A 15,620-nucleotide genomic window follows, 5' to 3' on the forward strand; every position below is an offset into this window, starting at 1 on the left:
ACAGCAACAAAAGTCTCAAAATGAGGCTAAGAAAGAGCAAGGACAACAGTCACAAAATCAGCAAGAATCTGAAAATAAAAAAGAAAAGCAGAAAGCCGAGCTGCAACGCGCTAAACAAGGAAAAGAGAAACTGGATGAGCAGAAAGATCAGCCAATGCAGGCTCAAGCTCAACCAGAGAAAACACATCAGGATGACCCTGAGTTCCGACGCTTAGAAGCGGTGGAAAGTGCTCGTGACCCAAGCTTCCTGATTCGTGCTCAAATGCAGTTGCAAGCTCAACAAAAACAACCTCCACAACAATCAAATAAGGAGTGGTAAGTCCATGATGAAAAAAGGCGCAAAACTGGTCTTTGTTCTAATGGCCAGCCTACTAACTAGCTTTTCGGTTTTTGCTCAAAGCCTTCAAGCCAGCGTAAATAAGACTCAGGTGGCTAAAAACGAAGTGATCAACCTTAGGATCATGGCAGACACAGAGCTAGGCTCAGATGCGATTAACTTTGATGCTCTGAAAGATGATTTCTTTTTGGGTCAGCCGCGTTATGGTCGCTCGAGTAATAACATCAATGGTCATAAAACCGTTCGCACTGAATGGAGTATTTCAATTGCTCCAATGAAAGAAGGTGTCGTGACCATCCCTAGCTTCTCTGCTGATGGAATGACAACAGAGCCTATCAAACTGCGCGTCACCAAAGATCAAACAGAACCGGACATGGATGAACTGTTTAGTTTCAACATGGACGTGGATAACCATACGCTTTATCCCCAGCAGTCTACGACGGTGCGAATGCAGTTAGTCATAAAGGCAGATCCTCGTCGCCTTGATAACCCTCAAATCCTCCCACCAAGTATTGAAGGGATGAAAATCGAGCCAGCAAGCGATGCCAAACAAGGTCGTCGCGTTATAGATGGACTTGAAGTTACGGTGTTAGAACAGTCATTCCACATTACTGCGGATCAACCAGGCACGTACACGCTTAACGGCCCTAAGCTGACTGGTTCATATATCTATGGGGACAGCTTAACTGGCTCAACCAAGATCATGCCAATCAACACAAAAACAGAGCAAATGACAATTACCGTCAAGCCAATTCCAAAAGACTTCAAAGGAAACTGGCTGCCTGCAAGTGCGTTAGAAATGACACAGAGCTGGCAAGATGATCAGGGTAATCCTCTGTCTGTGAATAAGATAAACACTGTGAAGCAAGGTTCTTCTATCACTCGTACGATTCGCATTCGAGCACATGGTACTCAAGCGGAATACTTGCCACGTATTGGTATTATTTACCCAAGTACATTACGTGTTTACCCTGAACAACCACAGTTTGAAACCTCGCGCGATGGCACAGTGACGATGACCGTCAAACAAGTGCTAATCCCTACCGAGGCAGGCAGCCTGACACTTCCGGGGTATTCTGTAAATTGGTGGGATAGCAATCGAGATCAAGAGAGAAAAGCAGAGATCACCCAGCTCAAATTGAATGTCGAAAAAAGTGATAGTGGTTTAATTACCTTGCCAGAAAGTGCGTTACCAACGCAACCTGCAGCTACTTCGGCACCCACTGCGCCAAGTGGTGTAGATTCAATTTGGCAAACACTCACTTTCGTATTCGGCGTATTGTGGCTTGTCACTTCTGCTATCGCGTTTGGACTATGGAAAACACGCGCAACTCAACAAACAGAAAAGGCAGTAAGCGCGCGTCATGGTTCGCCAATTCAAGATTTAGAGCGCACCATCAAACAAGGTGACAGCGTGATGATTGAAAGAGCAGTTAATGATTACCTAAACACCCATCATAGCAGCAGCGAATCTGACGCAGTAAGAGCGGTGAAAGAGGAGTTAGCCGTTATGAACCAATCTCGCTTTAGCGCGACACAACAAGCGTGGAAAGCAGAAACTCTACTCGTCAAACTTAAACAACTGGCGAAAGAGAAGCACACTAAATCTAGCCACCAGCTAGAAAAGTTGTAATCTCCTTCATCCTACTAACGCAAAATGGCAGCTCAATCAGAGCTGCCATTTTTGTATTTTGGTGATCTTAAGCAACGATTTGATCCGGCGTGTCGAACATACGAACACAATTTCGACCGCTATTTTTCGCCTGATAAAGCGCTTTATCTGAAAGTTGATAAAGGTGATCAAAATTAAAATCTTTTCCTTGAGTTTGATAACAGGAATAACCGACAGAAACCGTAAGCAATTCACCTTCTGGGTTGTGACAATGCTTGATTCCTTCATCCTCGATACAACGTCGAATACACTCCGCACGTAGCCTAACCTCTTCTTGGTCAGACCCGATCATAAGAAGGACAAACTCCTCACCACCAATGCGACAAAATACTTCGTCTTCATCTTTGGTATGATGCTCAAGAATATTGCCAATTCGCATTAAGGCAATATCCCCTTCTAAGTGCCCATAATGGTTGTTAAACAAACCAAAATGGTCAATATCGATCAGAATAAGACCGAAAGGCATCACCTCATTATGTTCGATATAACAATACTTTTGCATCACATGCTCTAACATGCGGCGGTTGCCCAAACGTGTTAGCGGATCAAGTTTGGACAAAACCTCCAATTGTCGATTCGCTTCTTCCAGCTCTTTTGTTCGATTCTTGACTTCAAGCTCTAGGTTCTCATTGAGCTCTCTAATCGCTTCCTGCGCTTGCGTTCTTTGCAGCACTTCAGCAAGGCTTGAAGCAAACATTCGAATCACTTCACGTAGCTGAGATGTCAACGGTGCACGGGTAAGAAGGTTATCCACGGCGATAAAAGCGATAGGACCGCTGCTATTCGATGTCAGCACTGTCATGGCAGCCCAACCGAACCCTACAATGTTACAGTCATGGTAAATAGGTACCGATTCTTCAAAGGCGACCTCATTTGGCATCGAGCGAGCTAAATTGATCAAAGAGAAGTCTTGCGTCTCACCAAAAAAGTAAGATTCATCAACCACATTCCCTTGAATGTCGGTTCCCCACGTTCCTTGCATATAAGAGCAATTTTCATCGGTTAAGAACACGGCCATACGGTCAATGCCAAGGTTCTTAATTGCAAACGTCACCGCAGATTTACAGACATCACTCACGGTCGTACAACGTGATAGTTCAACCATACTGGAGTGCAGCATACGCACATTTTGCTCTTGGCGTTTTCGGATAAAAATTTGAGAGAAAAGCGAACCAAAAGACTCCAGCATTTGCTTTTGGTAAGCGGTAATCGGTTTACGGTGAATGAAGTTGTCCAACGCAAACCAGCCAAACGGCTCATTCCCATCGCGTAAAATCAACATCGCGTTCCATCCCTGCCCGACAACTTTGCCTGCGGTATATATAGGGGCATCTTCAACGATGACCAGATTGCGCTCTATGCTCGACAAAGCGGCGATGTACTCTTCACTCAATTGGTGAAGATCATACTGAGTGTGGAACTCGTCAATAGTAGTACCCGACTCATCTGTACCGTACGTGCCACTGAAACTGCGCTTTTTCATATCAAGCAACATCAAGGTTGAGCGATCAAAGCCTAGACGCTCACGCAGTGCCTCTACTGCTTTTAAATAGAGATCTTTCAAAGAGTCTGGGTTGGAAATTTCTAAAGCGACTTGTTGTACGAGCTTCATATTTTCGATGAACCGTTCACGTTGGCTGAGTTCATCAACATATTGGGCTTCTCGTACATCGCGATGCTTCATCTCAAGCGACGCGTGTTTTTCAGCTCGAATGCACTGCCAACGAGCAGCAGCGAGCTGCATAGCGTCGTAGCTTTCTTCGTAAATATTGTGAGCCGATCGGGCTTGAACGTTTTGTACTAGTAGATAGGTGCGCTTAATCGGTGTGTTATCGAGCATCATGATGTAGCTGTCGCCACCCAGATCTTGAATGTGTTCCCAATTGCAGGTGTTGATCGCAAGGGGAATAATACTTTCTGAGGTATCAAACTGGCTTGCCCAATCCCAAAAAGCTTCTGGATACTGACGAATTGGAAATAAGTCACCACGGGAAAAAAGAATGGTCCCGGTTGGATTAGTCAGCGGATCGTCGAAAATCGCTATCGCGCTGGGGGAAAAGTGCTGTTCTAGATGCTCGAAGATGGCTTCCGCCAAGAGCCTATGATCTCTCGTCGAAGAGACTGTTCTTGTAAAACTTTTTAAACTCACCTGACCAACCTAATCTACTTTTTTATTTTCGATAAAAAACTACTTAGGTGTAGATATGCAATCAATGGAATCCAAGTTGAGCTGTTAAGTCTTTCGCAAAAAATATTAACTTAATTTCACATTCGAGAACCTTTCAACATTTTTAGACAGGTGTTTCATCAGAATTACATACTGCAAAAAAAATGAGCAAAAATGAATCAACATGAGCATTGCTAATAATGATAGGCAGTCACACCCAAAATAAAAAAAGCCCCTCACTAGGAGGGGCAAGAGTACCATCGCTTATAGTTATTAACGTATATGCTTGTAAATACTGTAATTAACCAAAGTCACCGTTTACATAACCTTGGGTGCGGTCGTCTTTTGGATCGCTAAAGATAACTTGTGTATCGTCATGTTCAACCAATTCGCCCATCAGGAAGAACGCAGTACGATCTGAGATACGACGCGCCTGCTGCATTGAGTGCGTTACGATCACGATGGTGTAGTTCTTCTTCAACTCTTCCATCAATTCTTCGATTTTGTGGGTCGCAATCGGGTCAAGTGCTGATGTTGGCTCATCCATTAGAATCACATCAGGCTCCATCGCGATTGTACGTGCAATACATAGACGCTGCTGCTGACCGCCAGATAGACCAAACGCGTGAGACTTAAGACGGTCTTTTACTTCATCCCAAAGTGCTGCACCACGCAGAGATCGTTCCACGACTTCATCGATGTGCTTTTTGTCTTTGATGCCTTGAGCTCGCAGACCGTACGCCACGTTTTCATAGATACTCATTGGGAATGGGTTTGGCTTCTGGAATACCATACCAACCTTAATACGAAGATCAGCAACATCGATATTGCCGTAAATATCTTCACCGTCCATTGCCAACTTACCCGTGATCTTCACGCCTTCAATCAGGTCATTCATGCGGTTCAAGCAACGTAGCAATGTTGATTTACCACAACCTGAAGGACCGATAAGTGCCGTCACTTGGCGTACTGGGATTGGTAAGTTGATTGATTTCAGTGCTTGGTTGTCACCGTAAAACAGATCTAGGTTTTCAATATCAAACTTGTTCATTTTCTTAATCTCTTAAATCTTGAATTCGTGTCTTTTAACGTGCGTTCTTAATTCGTTTTGTTAGTAAGTTGCGGTGTTAAAACGTCGTGCGATAAGTTTTGTAAACATGTTGATCAGTAGAACAACAACAATCAGAACTGTCGCGGTACCGTAAGCCTGATTCCATTCTTCAATGGTAAACAGTTCGGTAGTCAGTTTGTATAGATGAACGGTTAACGTACGACCTGAATCCAATAGAGAATCCGGAATACGTGCAACCATGCCTGCTGTCAGGAATACTGGAGCAGACTCACCAATGACACGACCAATACTTAGAATGACCGAGGTTAAGATACCTGGCATTGCGCTTGGAAGAATTAAACGCCAGATAGTGTAAATCTTAGAAGCACCCAGACCGTAAGAACCTTCACGGTATGTTTGCGGTACTGCCATCAACGCTTCTTCCGTAGTACGGATGATCACTGGCAGGATAAGGATACTTAGCGTTAGGGCACCTGATAGAATCGAGAAGCCAAGACCAAGAATTGCCACAAAGAAAGTCATACCGAATAGACCGAAGATGATCGACGGAATACCCGCCAATGACTCAGTACAAAATCGGATAATCTTCACTAAACGACTGCCTACTTTCGCGTATTCGGTCAAGTAGATTGCTGTCATGATACCGAGTGGAGCAGCCACTGCGATAGATGCGATAACCATGTAAATTGTCGCCACAATCATTGGGAAGATGCCCTGCTCTTCACCTGTACGCGTATAGTTATCAGTAATGAAGTTCCAATCTACATGTTGTAGACCGTTTGATAGGATGTACCAGATAATCCAGAACAAAAAACCTACCGTCAGTGCTGCCGAGATCCAGACAAATGCGCTAAAGACATTATCTTTGAACTGGCGTGCTTTTTTAAGTTTTGCGCGATCCATAATAGTCACCTTTAACGAGCGATTACTTCGCTTTTTCTCGGTTTAGGTAAAGTAGTACAGCGTTCAACGACATGATGAAAACCAGAAGTACCACACCTGTAGCGTAAAGTGCGTTTGCGTGAACACCACTTGCGTAAGACATTTCAATAGCGATGTTTGCCGTTAGCGTACGCGCCGAATCCAAGATGCCTTCTGGCATAGCTGGCGCGTTACCCATAACCATAATGATCGCCATGGTCTCACCCAACGCACGACCGATACCCAGAATCACACCTGTCATGATACCTGAGCGAGCCGCTGGAACGAGCAATTTAAAGATGGTGTAGATTTTAGATGCGCCTAACGCCAAAGAACCTTCTTTGTAAGTACGAGGAACCGCGCGGATAGACGTTTCAGAAACCGTAATTACCGTTGGTAGAATCATCACACCAAGAACGATGATACCTGCAAGGATAGTGTTACCCGCTGGCACATCAAAAACGTTTTGAATCAGTGGAACGATAATAACTAGACCAAAGAAACCGTAAACGACGGAAGGGATACCTGCGAGCAGTTCTACTGCCGGGCGAATAATGTCCGCCAAGCGCTTTGGTGCGATTTCCGCGATAAAGATAGCAGTCAAAACACCAATTGGAACACCCACTAAAACCGCGCCAGCTGTCGATACGATAGAAGCGACGATCATAGTGGCAACACCGTATAGTGCAGGTGGTAACCAGTTTTGACCTAGGACAATGCCCGAGACGCCCGCTTCTTGGAATGCTGGGATACTCTCTCGAACGATGAAGTATGCGATAACTGCTAATGATACGATGCCGATAACAGCACTCGTTAGGAACAAGCCGTGGAAGATGCGTTCTCTCCAATCGACGCGGCGTTTTTCGCGTAAACCTGGCTTGCTGATCGCTTTAGCGTCAGTAGTCATAAGCTTTTCACTATTTGTTGCGATGGTCATAAAAATCTCACGGTTCTTGGCAATGCCGTTGAACACAATGGATAGAAAAGGCTCAGCCCGAAATGTTGGGCTGAGCAAACTTTAGAGTCCCGATAGGATTAGTTAACTGAGATGTAACCTTTTTGGTCAACTAGCGCTTGCGCTTCGTCAGTTAGCATCCAGTCTAGGAATCTTTGAGTTTCAGCAGATGGCTTGCCATCTTTGTAAAGGACAAGGAAAGGACGAGCAACTTTGTAAGAACCGTTCTTCACATTGTCTACCGATGCTTCGATACCATCGATTGGAAGCGCGTTTACAGAGCCATCAACAGTACCAAGAGAAATGTAGCCGATTGCGTATGGGTTAGAAGCAACCATAGTCTTCAGTGCACCGTTACCGTTAGCAACTTGAGCGCGTTGAGAGATTGCAGATACTTTCTTACCAGAAATTTTCATTTTTAGAGACATGATGTCTTCGAATGCACCACGAGTACCAGAAGCCGTATCACGAGTGATTGCTACGATTGGCTTATCTGCACCGCCAACATCTTTCCAGTTTGTCACTTCGCCTTTGTAGATAGCAGTAACTTGCTCAGCCGTTAGACCTGATAGTTTGTTTTGTGGGTTTACAACAACTGCGATACCGTCTAGAGCAACTGTCTCTTCTTTTAGAGCAGGCTCTTTCTCAGAGTCTTTTAGGTTACGAGAAGACATACCTAAGTCTGCAGAACCGTTTTTCGCTGCTTTAACACCAGCAGATGAACCAGGACCTTGAACTTCGATAAATACGTTCGGGTTTGTCTTCATGTATGTTTCAGAGAAAACTTCCATCAGTGGAGTTACGCTGCTAGAACCCACTGCAGAGATAGTTTCTTTAGCAGAAACAGGAGTCACTGCCATTGCGCCTAGAAGTGCGATTGCACCGATTACTGTCTTTTTCATCACAATTTCCTTTAAGTGGCCTTATTGCCGTTGTGTTTCACTTGAACGGTGCTCACTTTAGAATCCAAATATGACAGTTGTGTTTCACTTAGTTGAAGCCTCTATGACACGTTGTCATTTCTGCTTAATAAATCAGCAATCAAACTTTATTTACTTTCGAGCTCAAAATACTTTGACTGCTTTTTGTAATAGCAAAATGCCAACTACATCGCTTTTAATATATTTCATAACAAATAAACATTGTTAAATGATTGATATATCGAGACTAATGATTAGAATCGTTACGCTTTACTTACAAAAATGATAATAGTTACAATCTTTAGAGGGTCAATCATGCGTCAATTACTTAGTGCGCTGTCTATTAAGCTACAGGTTTTCGTGCCCGTACTTTTCACTGTCATACTTCTCATCGTAGGTTTGAGCGTAGGCATAGGAAAATTAGAGCAAGCGTTCGATAAAGTTACGGTTTCAACAAATAACCTTATCGTGCACAAAGAAGAACTGAGCTCAATCGTAGACAACACTTATGCCATGCGCATTAAGGCTATCTACAGTCTTTTCAGGGCTGAAGATGTCAAAACACTTAACCAAGAATTACAACGACGTCAGGCGACAAACCAAGATTTTTTAAACTCAATCGATCAAATTGAAGGTATTCATGCAGAGGTAAATGCCATGCGTGAGGCGATGAACCACTATGTGGATTTCACTCGAGTCACCATGACACCTCTGTTAAATACCAAGCATTCATCGGACTACACAACATCGGATTTTGACCGAGAATACGAAACCGCAATGGGCAAATACCGCCTCGCTGGTGAGGCAATGATCAATGCCATTGACAGCTTGTCTAAAAAGCTCAATCAAATCGTAACGGATGAAGTAGAAGAAAACGGAGTATTGCACTCTAATACGCTAACCTACAGCACCATCTCGCTGGTCATCATCCTTTCTATTGCTTCATTAATCAGTTGGCTGCTGGCAAGCTATATTGTTGCGCCTATTCGTAATCTGCAACAAACCATGAGAGAAGTAGCAAAAGGCAACTTGCTTGTAGAAGCAGAAGAAGTAGGTAAAAACGAAGTATCCGAATTGGCAAGTGACGTTAACCAAACGATCCATCAGCTTCGTGGCACCGTCGATTCTCTAGTACGAATCAGTGAAGATGTCGCTTCGGCCTCTACTGAGCTTGCGACAGTCATGACACAAAGCAGCGCAAACTCTGATCAAGAAAAACAAGAAGTAGAACAAGTCGCTTCTGCAATTAATCAACTTGAATCTACCGCTGCGGAAGTGTCAACTAACGCACAACAAGCGGATAGCGCGTCTAATGAAGCGACGAAATTAACTTCACAAAGTTTGAGCATGTTTGAGGAAAGCACGCGTGCAAGTACTAAGATGGCAGATCAACTCAACGAAGCTGCCCACGTAGTGACATCACTAAAAGACCAGTCGGAACAGATTGGTAAAGTGATTGAGGTTATTGAAAGTATCTCTGAACAAACCAACCTGTTGGCACTCAATGCCGCTATTGAAGCAGCACGCGCAGGTGAAAGTGGTCGTGGATTTGCCGTAGTTGCAGATGAAGTACGTATGCTTGCAGCAAGAACTCAAGAATCGACCAAAGAGATCCAAACCATCATTGAAGAGCTACAACAACAGTCTGGTCACGCAAACGAAAGCATGCATTCAAGCTTAGCCATGCTAGAAGACAACCAGGCGCTTGCTGCAGAAGTAAGCCGTTCTCTGAGCGACATCAACAGCGCGATTTCTGACTTGAACGCGATCAATACTCAAGTTGCGACCGCTTCAGAAGAACAGAAACAAGTCACCTCTGACATCAACAACAACTTAAGCACTATTTATGAGTTGGTCAGCCAGAACGTAACGGGTATCACCCAATCAGCCGCTGCAGCGCAAGAGTTGTCTGGTTTGGCAGAAAATCAGAAACACCAGCTTAAGCAGTTCCAAATCTAAGCGTTCGACTCAACGCATAATTTACACACGAGAAAACAAAAAGCTCCGCAATCGCGGAGCTTTTTATAAACAACAAAACGATTCAAATATCAGGTCACCGGAAAGCAAGACTCAATTAGAAAAGATGTGTCGTTACAACCCAAATTAGAGCGAGGAAGCCAACAAAATAAAGTGAGGAAACAACAATGGATTTTATCAACTCTCCCATCTGTGATTTCTCAGTAATCATGAGTTCCTCCACGATACATAACCAAAGCACAGCTTATTACTGCCATACAGAGAAACGAAAACATCTCAACGAACAAAGTTGTTTGTTCCCACCCTAGTTCTCGACATTGTTGCTCAGTAAGGGTCATGTCTATTTCTTCTAACCATTGATCTTTTTGTTGCTGAATATCTTGCTGCTGCATATCGTATTCTCCTCTTCACACCCCGCTCATGCTAAGCAAAAAAACCGTTCAGAAAAATCAAAGTGTCTTTAACCCACGTTTAGAATAAATAAACATAAAGCTTATACCCAAGTAACCTCGAGATGCTTGGTTCAGCGAGGATGACTTGGTTTGTAGACGCGGCGGCGATTTAAAGGTTTAGTGGGTCTAAATCAAAAATCGACAACAAAGTATACAAGCCAAGGCCCTTACTATTTACAAAGAGTGCCCTTCGGGAGCGTGTCATTGACTCGCTTTTTTAGTCAAACAAATGGCTACGTCAAACCAACTTGGAAAGAGCTGGCTATTACGCTGCGTCGTTTTCCTTGAAGTCAAATCAATAACAACGCTCTGAACTCCGCATCTTGAAGTCACTTGGGTATATCTGTATCGTTTGTTTGAAAGAATAAGGCATAAAAAAACCGAGCTCTTAAGCTCGGTTTTCGTCTATCAGTTTTGTCACTTTCGCTAAAGATTAATCTTCAGAACTTGGTGCTGCTGGCTTCTTTTTAGGGATAAACACGTTATCACCCACTGCCACGTTTTGATAGAAACCTTTGTCGCGCTGAGCTGGTTTCTTCGGCGTTTTCTTAGCTTGAGGACGTGCTTTCTTAGGAGCCACTTTCTTATTGCGGAAATCTGGCTTACGTGGCTTCAGACCTTTGAATTTACCTTTTAGATCTTCAAACACAGAGAAGCTCAAATCTTGCTGTAAGTATGTTTCTACACGCTTGAAGCTATCCCAATCTTTAGGGCCGACCAATGAAACTGCATCACCTTTGTTACCCGCACGACCAGTACGACCAACACGGTGAACGTATTCTTCTGTATGCTTAGGCATATCGAAGTTAATTACGTGTGTCACAGTCGCGATATCAAGACCACGAGAAGCAACGTCCGTTGTCACCAGTATCTTAAATACCGCACGCTCAAACTGGCTCATGATGGTATTACGTTGAGTCTGGTTCAAGTTACCGCTTAGTGCGATAGCTTTCAGTTTCTTCTCGTTCAACTTCGCTGTTAGACGCTCAGTATCATCGCGAGTCGCAGTAAAAATGATCACCTGACGGTATTCAGCTTCTTCTAGAACTCGTTCAAGAATCGCTTCTTTGTGATCTAAGTGATCACATAGGTAGAATTTCTGAGTAATGTCTTTGTGTTCTTCGTTCGAAACACCAATTGCAATACGTTTTGGCGCATTCAGCATTTCTGCCGCGATGTCATTCACTTCTGCGTGATCAAGTGTTGCAGAGAACATCAAAGTTTGACGACGACGGTGTCTTGCCGCTTTATGAATGCGACGCAACTCCGGAGCAAAGCCCAGATCCAACATACGGTCAGCTTCATCTAGAACCAATGTTTCCAGACCATCAAGGAACAAAGAACGGTGCTCCAGATGATCAGCCAAACGACCTGGAGTGGCAACAATAAACTTAGGGTAGCGACGCAGTGCTTTAACCTGATCGTTAAAGTTTTCACCACCAAGAATCAATGCAGCATCGTAGGACAAACCACCAAGCATTGAGCGAAGCTCACCATATACTTGTTTTGCTAGCTCACGCGTTGGCGCAAGAATCACAGCTCGTGGGTCTTTTGCAGAAAACGACTTATTCTTTAGTGACTTATGTAGCATTGGCAATACAAACGCCAAAGTCTTACCCGAACCCGTTTTCGAAGATGCCAATAGATCCTTGCCTGCAATCGCAACAGGAATCGCCTGCTGCTGAATGTCAGTCGCTTTTTTGAAATCGTAGTGTTTTAGGTTCTTCAACAATCGGTTGTCTAGGCCTAGATCTTTAAATTGCAAAGTATTCTCCAATAAATAGTCAGCGTCTTGAGCGCTTTTTCAGTGTCGTTTCCGCTCTAACGCAGCAAAAAATAAAAGCTCGATATAGTACCGCAAATCATAGGAGTATAGATAGAGATCACACAAACTAATTCCAATAGAAAAAATAAAGTTTCCGCTTAGAAACTTTCATTTGTGTCAATATCGTCTAAATTATTGATATCAGGTAGTAGCAAAAGAGCTGCTGTACTACCTGATACTGGCGTTAGCAAGTGAGTAATCACTTACATTTGTAAGAAGAAAGTTAGCGTCCGTATCAGGTACTCTATGAAATCCTTGGATTTTTTTGACTTTTGCTACATCATGTTCTGATAGAATGTATTCACATTTGACCCTATGACTATATGACACAGAATTTATAGCGTAGAAATTTCACTATATGCAAGGAGTTCTAATATGAACAAAACGTTGATCGCAGCTGCAGCAACTTCAGTACTTCTACTAGCAGGTTGTGCTTCTTCTGACGAAGCAGCAACAGCTACTAAACTAGACGAACTAAGCAACCAAGTTAGCCAACTAAGCCAAGACGTACAGTCTCTACAATCTGACGTTCAAAAGTCTAACGACGCGGCTATGGCAGCTCAAGAAGAAGCTGCACGTGCTAACGAGCGTATCGACAACATCGCTCAGTCTTACACTAAGTAAGAAACACAAGCATAAAAACTTAGGCTATCAATAACTTGCCTTTGTTATGATGGCTACTTGTCGATTAAGTGGCGACATTACATCGTGTCGCCACTTTTGTTTTTGCCAACCTTGAGCCAAACACTTCCATAGAACAACTAAGATTCTTTCTACGTTCCTTCAGAGCTACCTGAAATAATTTCACCCTCAGAGTTGTCATTTAAGGTTTTGATGATCCCCTCACTGATCGCGGCCTATAGAACCTCCCGTAAGTAGCATTGTTAAGAGGATTGAGTCCTGCCTTGCTGAATGAGTTTGGTTTTAGGTGACGCTGCGAAGCTCATACCTTTTGCTCCGCTAGCTTTTCCATGTACTTGACCATGTTCACCATAATCAGACCTTTAGAGGCGTCTTTTGGAACAATAGGAATGTTGCCAAGGTCTTTTTGACGGTCAAATGAAGAGGAAGGCATGCCAGTGCGGTGCAAAAATTCCTTTTTTGTGCATACGGGCGCATCAATTGCTATTTGAAGCGTTGCCATAAGTGGTATCCTTCTTGTTTGAGATTTGTTGATGCTTAATGATGGAACATGATAGAGCTAAAGAAATGAGTCAAATTCCAGCTAAGGTTCCCCCATTCGATTACTCAAGTGCTCGCGAATTTACGGATAGGCTAAAAATAGTGACTGGTTGTGATAGCTATAACTTGCTCGCCGATCACTACGGAATCCCAAAATCGACCATCCTAACTTGGCATCATCACGATCGAATTGCTCATGAGTTAATTGTTCGAGAACACCTAGCATCTGGTGCATCAGTTAAGTACCTTGCTCTTGGTGAAGGTGAACCGTTTTCTGGTAGCAGCAGTCCGAATGAGAATCTCGCAACATACAAGCTTGAGGGTGGCTTATTAGAGAAATCCGGCAGCATGTCTTTGGACTTGGCGACCCTTGACCGCTTTGGTCTTAAGCCATCAAATACCCAAGTCATTGAAGACGATGCTGGTATTTACTACATCAACAAAGAATCAACAGACCCTATATCCGGTAACTACCTGATTGATGTAGATGGGCGGCTATCTATCAACTATCTACAACGATTACCTGGTAAAAAATTGGCAATTGCCTTTGATGCTTCAACGATTGAAGTGTCGGAAGAAGATATCAAGGTGCTTGGCCGCGTAGCTATGGAGATGAGGAAAAAGTGATGGGGACATCAGCTCAAGAAAACCAGCGAAATTCTGACAATGATCAGACCTTTGGTTTCAGTTCACCAAATAAGGTTTGGGAATCTCTAGGGAAAAAGTTAGATCAAGGTTTTTATATATTCCTCACCGTAATAGGCACTGTGCTCCTCACTTTAGGTGGAGCATTTGCAAACGGTTACTCTTGGCTTGGAACCGAAGGGGCTTGGACAACTTCAACGGGCTTTTGGAGCTCTTTATGGGCAATTGTATGCAACCCTTACATTCATTTTATAGCTGGTCCTATACTTTTTGGATGGGGTGCGACTGGTACTTACAAAGACTTTGCGCAACTTGATAAAAAGAACCGCGCCTTAGAAAAAGATAAACGCTCAATGTCACGTCAAAAGCTAATGCTGGTCAAATCTCTCGAAGATTCCGAACTAGAAAACAACACGCTTAACGCAAAATTAAAATCTAAGCATGCTCAGTTAGTTGAAACTTGGTTAAATGGCGCATTCACCCAACTTCTCGATGTAAACACTCATGCGAGAGTATCTATTTACTACTATTACCAGGATGCTTTCTATATTCTTGCGCGTTTCTCGCCTAACGGCCATATTGGGCGTATTCACAATCAAAAATTTGCTTTAAATAAAGGCGTAATCAGTCAAGTATACAGACACCTTGAATGCCACGAAGTTAAAGCGCCTTCTCATGGTGATTCGCCTGAAGAGCACAAAAAGTATATGATGGAACATTATGGATATACTGAAGATCAGCTATCTGAGTTTAACATGAAGAGTTGTCGTTATTTTGGTCAAGCAATTAGAGAGGCGGACTCAGTAATCGGAATAATTCTTTATGAAAGTGACCATAGTGAAGACTTGATCGACAGTGATTTAATAACCAGAATTAAAGATTATAATAAGAACTACTGGAGCCACTTGTGTCAGTTCGTACGGCACGGATTAGAGTTAGACTTATCTGCACAACAACATGAAAGTTCAAGCCCTGATCAAGATGCCTTAGCAGAACTAGGAGGTAGACGTAAATGAATGAACTTCAACGCATCGTTGCTTATTTGTGTAGCAACTACCCACACGGGTCAGAGCTTTCAAAAGCTCGCCTGACGAAGCTAGTTTATCTTGCAGATTGGTTTAGTGCGTTATCTGACGAAGAAACACTTACTGATATTGATTGGGTTTTTAATCATTACGGACCATACGTAGATGACGTTGTAGATAGCGTAACACGGCATAAAGACTTTAGTGTAGATCACACTAAGACAATGTATGGCTCCGACAAATGGGTAATCTCTTATCATGGTTCAGAAAGAGAAGTTAATCGCTTGAACGAAAGAACAAAAGAAATCTTAGATTTGGTAATCAAAAAAACCAAAAATATGTATTTCAACGATTTTATTGACTATGTGTATTCAACTTATCCTGTTCGAGCTCAAAACCGTTATACGAATCTGAACCTAGTAGAGCTTGCCGATGAGTATTTAGAGAACCAGGCAGTTTAACGTGTTATA

General features: G+C 43.2%; 14 protein-coding genes and 1 pseudogene. 7 read left to right on the top strand and 8 right to left on the bottom strand.

The window, feature by feature from the left end:
• Both NL647_RS07120 and NL647_RS07125 read left to right on the top strand, forming a co-directional pair.
• Window positions 1–319: pseudogene (locus NL647_RS07120) on the top strand (hypothetical protein); the annotation flags it as partial.
• Window positions 320–323: 4 nt separating this feature from the next.
• A complete protein-coding gene (locus NL647_RS07125) occupies window positions 324–1,970 on the top strand; it encodes a BatD family protein (protein WP_009704022.1) in 1,647 nt (548 codons plus the stop codon).
• 67 nt (window positions 1,971–2,037) lie between these two features.
• Here NL647_RS07125 and NL647_RS07130 read toward each other — a convergent pair whose 3' ends face one another.
• The 5 genes from NL647_RS07130 to NL647_RS07150 all read right to left on the bottom strand — a co-directional run bounded on the left by NL647_RS07130 (window position 2,038) and on the right by NL647_RS07150 (window position 8,026).
• Window positions 2,038–4,104 carry a GGDEF domain-containing protein gene (locus NL647_RS07130; RefSeq protein ID WP_017818511.1) on the bottom strand — a complete coding sequence of 689 codons (2,067 nt, stop codon included), beginning with the start codon at window positions 4,102–4,104 and terminating at the stop codon, window positions 2,038–2,040.
• Window positions 4,105–4,477: 373 nt separating this feature from the next.
• On the bottom strand, window positions 4,478–5,227 hold the full coding sequence (gene pstB / locus NL647_RS07135; protein ID WP_005452851.1) for a phosphate ABC transporter ATP-binding protein PstB: 750 nt from the start codon (window positions 5,225–5,227) through the stop codon (window positions 4,478–4,480).
• Between the two features lie 60 nt (window positions 5,228–5,287).
• Complete coding sequence (gene pstA, locus NL647_RS07140; protein WP_009697868.1) at window positions 5,288–6,151, bottom strand: phosphate ABC transporter permease PstA; 864 nt, start codon at window positions 6,149–6,151, stop codon at window positions 5,288–5,290.
• Window positions 6,152–6,173: 22 nt separating this feature from the next.
• Window positions 6,174–7,106, bottom strand: a complete 933-nt coding sequence (gene pstC, locus NL647_RS07145) for a phosphate ABC transporter permease subunit PstC (protein WP_005452855.1) — start codon at window positions 7,104–7,106, stop codon at window positions 6,174–6,176.
• A 98-nt stretch (window positions 7,107–7,204) separates the two neighbouring features.
• Window positions 7,205–8,026 (bottom strand): phosphate ABC transporter substrate-binding protein, encoded by an 822-nt coding sequence (locus tag NL647_RS07150; RefSeq protein WP_253649897.1) that lies wholly within the window; start codon window positions 8,024–8,026, stop codon window positions 7,205–7,207.
• Between the two features lie 333 nt (window positions 8,027–8,359).
• Here NL647_RS07150 and NL647_RS07155 point away from each other — a divergent pair, with 333 nt between their 5' ends.
• The gene (locus tag NL647_RS07155; RefSeq protein WP_253649898.1) at window positions 8,360–10,003 is read left to right on the top strand and encodes a methyl-accepting chemotaxis protein; all 1,644 of its coding nucleotides are present in this window, start codon (window positions 8,360–8,362) and stop codon (window positions 10,001–10,003) included.
• A 218-nt stretch (window positions 10,004–10,221) separates the two neighbouring features.
• Here NL647_RS07155 and NL647_RS07160 read toward each other — a convergent pair whose 3' ends face one another.
• Window positions 10,222–10,413, bottom strand: coding sequence for a hypothetical protein (locus NL647_RS07160; RefSeq protein WP_005452866.1), 192 nt, complete (start codon window positions 10,411–10,413; stop codon window positions 10,222–10,224).
• Between the two features lie 493 nt (window positions 10,414–10,906).
• Complete coding sequence (locus NL647_RS07165; RefSeq protein ID WP_253649899.1) at window positions 10,907–12,250, bottom strand: DEAD/DEAH box helicase; 1,344 nt, start codon at window positions 12,248–12,250, stop codon at window positions 10,907–10,909.
• 423 nt (window positions 12,251–12,673) lie between these two features.
• Between NL647_RS07165 and NL647_RS07170 the strand changes: the two genes are divergently transcribed.
• On the top strand, window positions 12,674–12,922 hold the full coding sequence (locus NL647_RS07170) for an Lpp/OprI family alanine-zipper lipoprotein (protein WP_005441096.1): 249 nt from the start codon (window positions 12,674–12,676) through the stop codon (window positions 12,920–12,922).
• 319 nt (window positions 12,923–13,241) lie between these two features.
• Here the strand turns inward: NL647_RS07170 and NL647_RS07175 are convergent, their stop codons facing one another.
• On the bottom strand, window positions 13,242–13,442 hold the full coding sequence (locus NL647_RS07175) for a hypothetical protein (RefSeq protein ID WP_253649900.1): 201 nt from the start codon (window positions 13,440–13,442) through the stop codon (window positions 13,242–13,244).
• 65 nt (window positions 13,443–13,507) lie between these two features.
• Between NL647_RS07175 and NL647_RS07180 the strand changes: the two genes are divergently transcribed.
• Genes NL647_RS07180 through NL647_RS07190 form a run of 3 tightly spaced genes read left to right on the top strand, consistent with a single transcriptional unit; the run spans window position 13,508 to window position 15,611 of the window.
• Window positions 13,508–14,107 carry a phage repressor protein CI gene (locus tag NL647_RS07180; RefSeq protein ID WP_253649901.1) on the top strand — a complete coding sequence of 200 codons (600 nt, stop codon included), beginning with the start codon at window positions 13,508–13,510 and terminating at the stop codon, window positions 14,105–14,107.
• Window positions 14,107–15,141, top strand: coding sequence for a hypothetical protein (locus tag NL647_RS07185; RefSeq protein ID WP_253649902.1), 1,035 nt, complete (start codon window positions 14,107–14,109; stop codon window positions 15,139–15,141). The genes NL647_RS07180 and NL647_RS07185 overlap by 1 nt, the downstream gene beginning before the upstream one ends.
• Window positions 15,138–15,611, top strand: a complete 474-nt coding sequence (locus NL647_RS07190) for a Panacea domain-containing protein (RefSeq protein WP_253649903.1) — start codon at window positions 15,138–15,140, stop codon at window positions 15,609–15,611. Before NL647_RS07185 ends, NL647_RS07190 begins: the two co-directional genes overlap by 4 nt.
• Window positions 15,612–15,620: the final 9 nt, after the last annotated feature.

The sequence above is a fragment of the Vibrio sp. Y29_XK_CS5 genome (genome assembly GCF_024181835.1).
GTDB classification, from domain to species: domain Bacteria; phylum Pseudomonadota; class Gammaproteobacteria; order Enterobacterales; family Vibrionaceae; genus Vibrio; species Vibrio harveyi.

Coding starts and splice junctions, on each gene's coding strand:
- NL647_RS07125 (WP_009704022.1), top strand. CDS start 324: ATGATGAAAAAAGGCGCAAAACTGGTCTTTGTTCTAATGGCCAGCCTA.
- pstB (WP_005452851.1), bottom strand. CDS start 5,227: ATGAACAAGTTTGATATTGAAAACCTAGATCTGTTTTACGGTGACAAC.
- pstA (WP_009697868.1), bottom strand. CDS start 6,151: ATGGATCGCGCAAAACTTAAAAAAGCACGCCAGTTCAAAGATAATGTC.
- pstC (WP_005452855.1), bottom strand. CDS start 7,106: ATGACCATCGCAACAAATAGTGAAAAGCTTATGACTACTGACGCTAAA.
- NL647_RS07150 (WP_253649897.1), bottom strand. CDS start 8,026: ATGAAAAAGACAGTAATCGGTGCAATCGCACTTCTAGGCGCAATGGCA.
- NL647_RS07155 (WP_253649898.1), top strand. CDS start 8,360: ATGCGTCAATTACTTAGTGCGCTGTCTATTAAGCTACAGGTTTTCGTG.
- NL647_RS07160 (WP_005452866.1), bottom strand. CDS start 10,413: ATGCAGCAGCAAGATATTCAGCAACAAAAAGATCAATGGTTAGAAGAA.
- NL647_RS07170 (WP_005441096.1), top strand. CDS start 12,674: ATGAACAAAACGTTGATCGCAGCTGCAGCAACTTCAGTACTTCTACTA.
- NL647_RS07175 (WP_253649900.1), bottom strand. CDS start 13,442: ATGGCAACGCTTCAAATAGCAATTGATGCGCCCGTATGCACAAAAAAG.
- NL647_RS07180 (WP_253649901.1), top strand. CDS start 13,508: ATGAGTCAAATTCCAGCTAAGGTTCCCCCATTCGATTACTCAAGTGCT.
- NL647_RS07185 (WP_253649902.1), top strand. CDS start 14,107: ATGGGGACATCAGCTCAAGAAAACCAGCGAAATTCTGACAATGATCAG.
- NL647_RS07190 (WP_253649903.1), top strand. CDS start 15,138: ATGAATGAACTTCAACGCATCGTTGCTTATTTGTGTAGCAACTACCCA.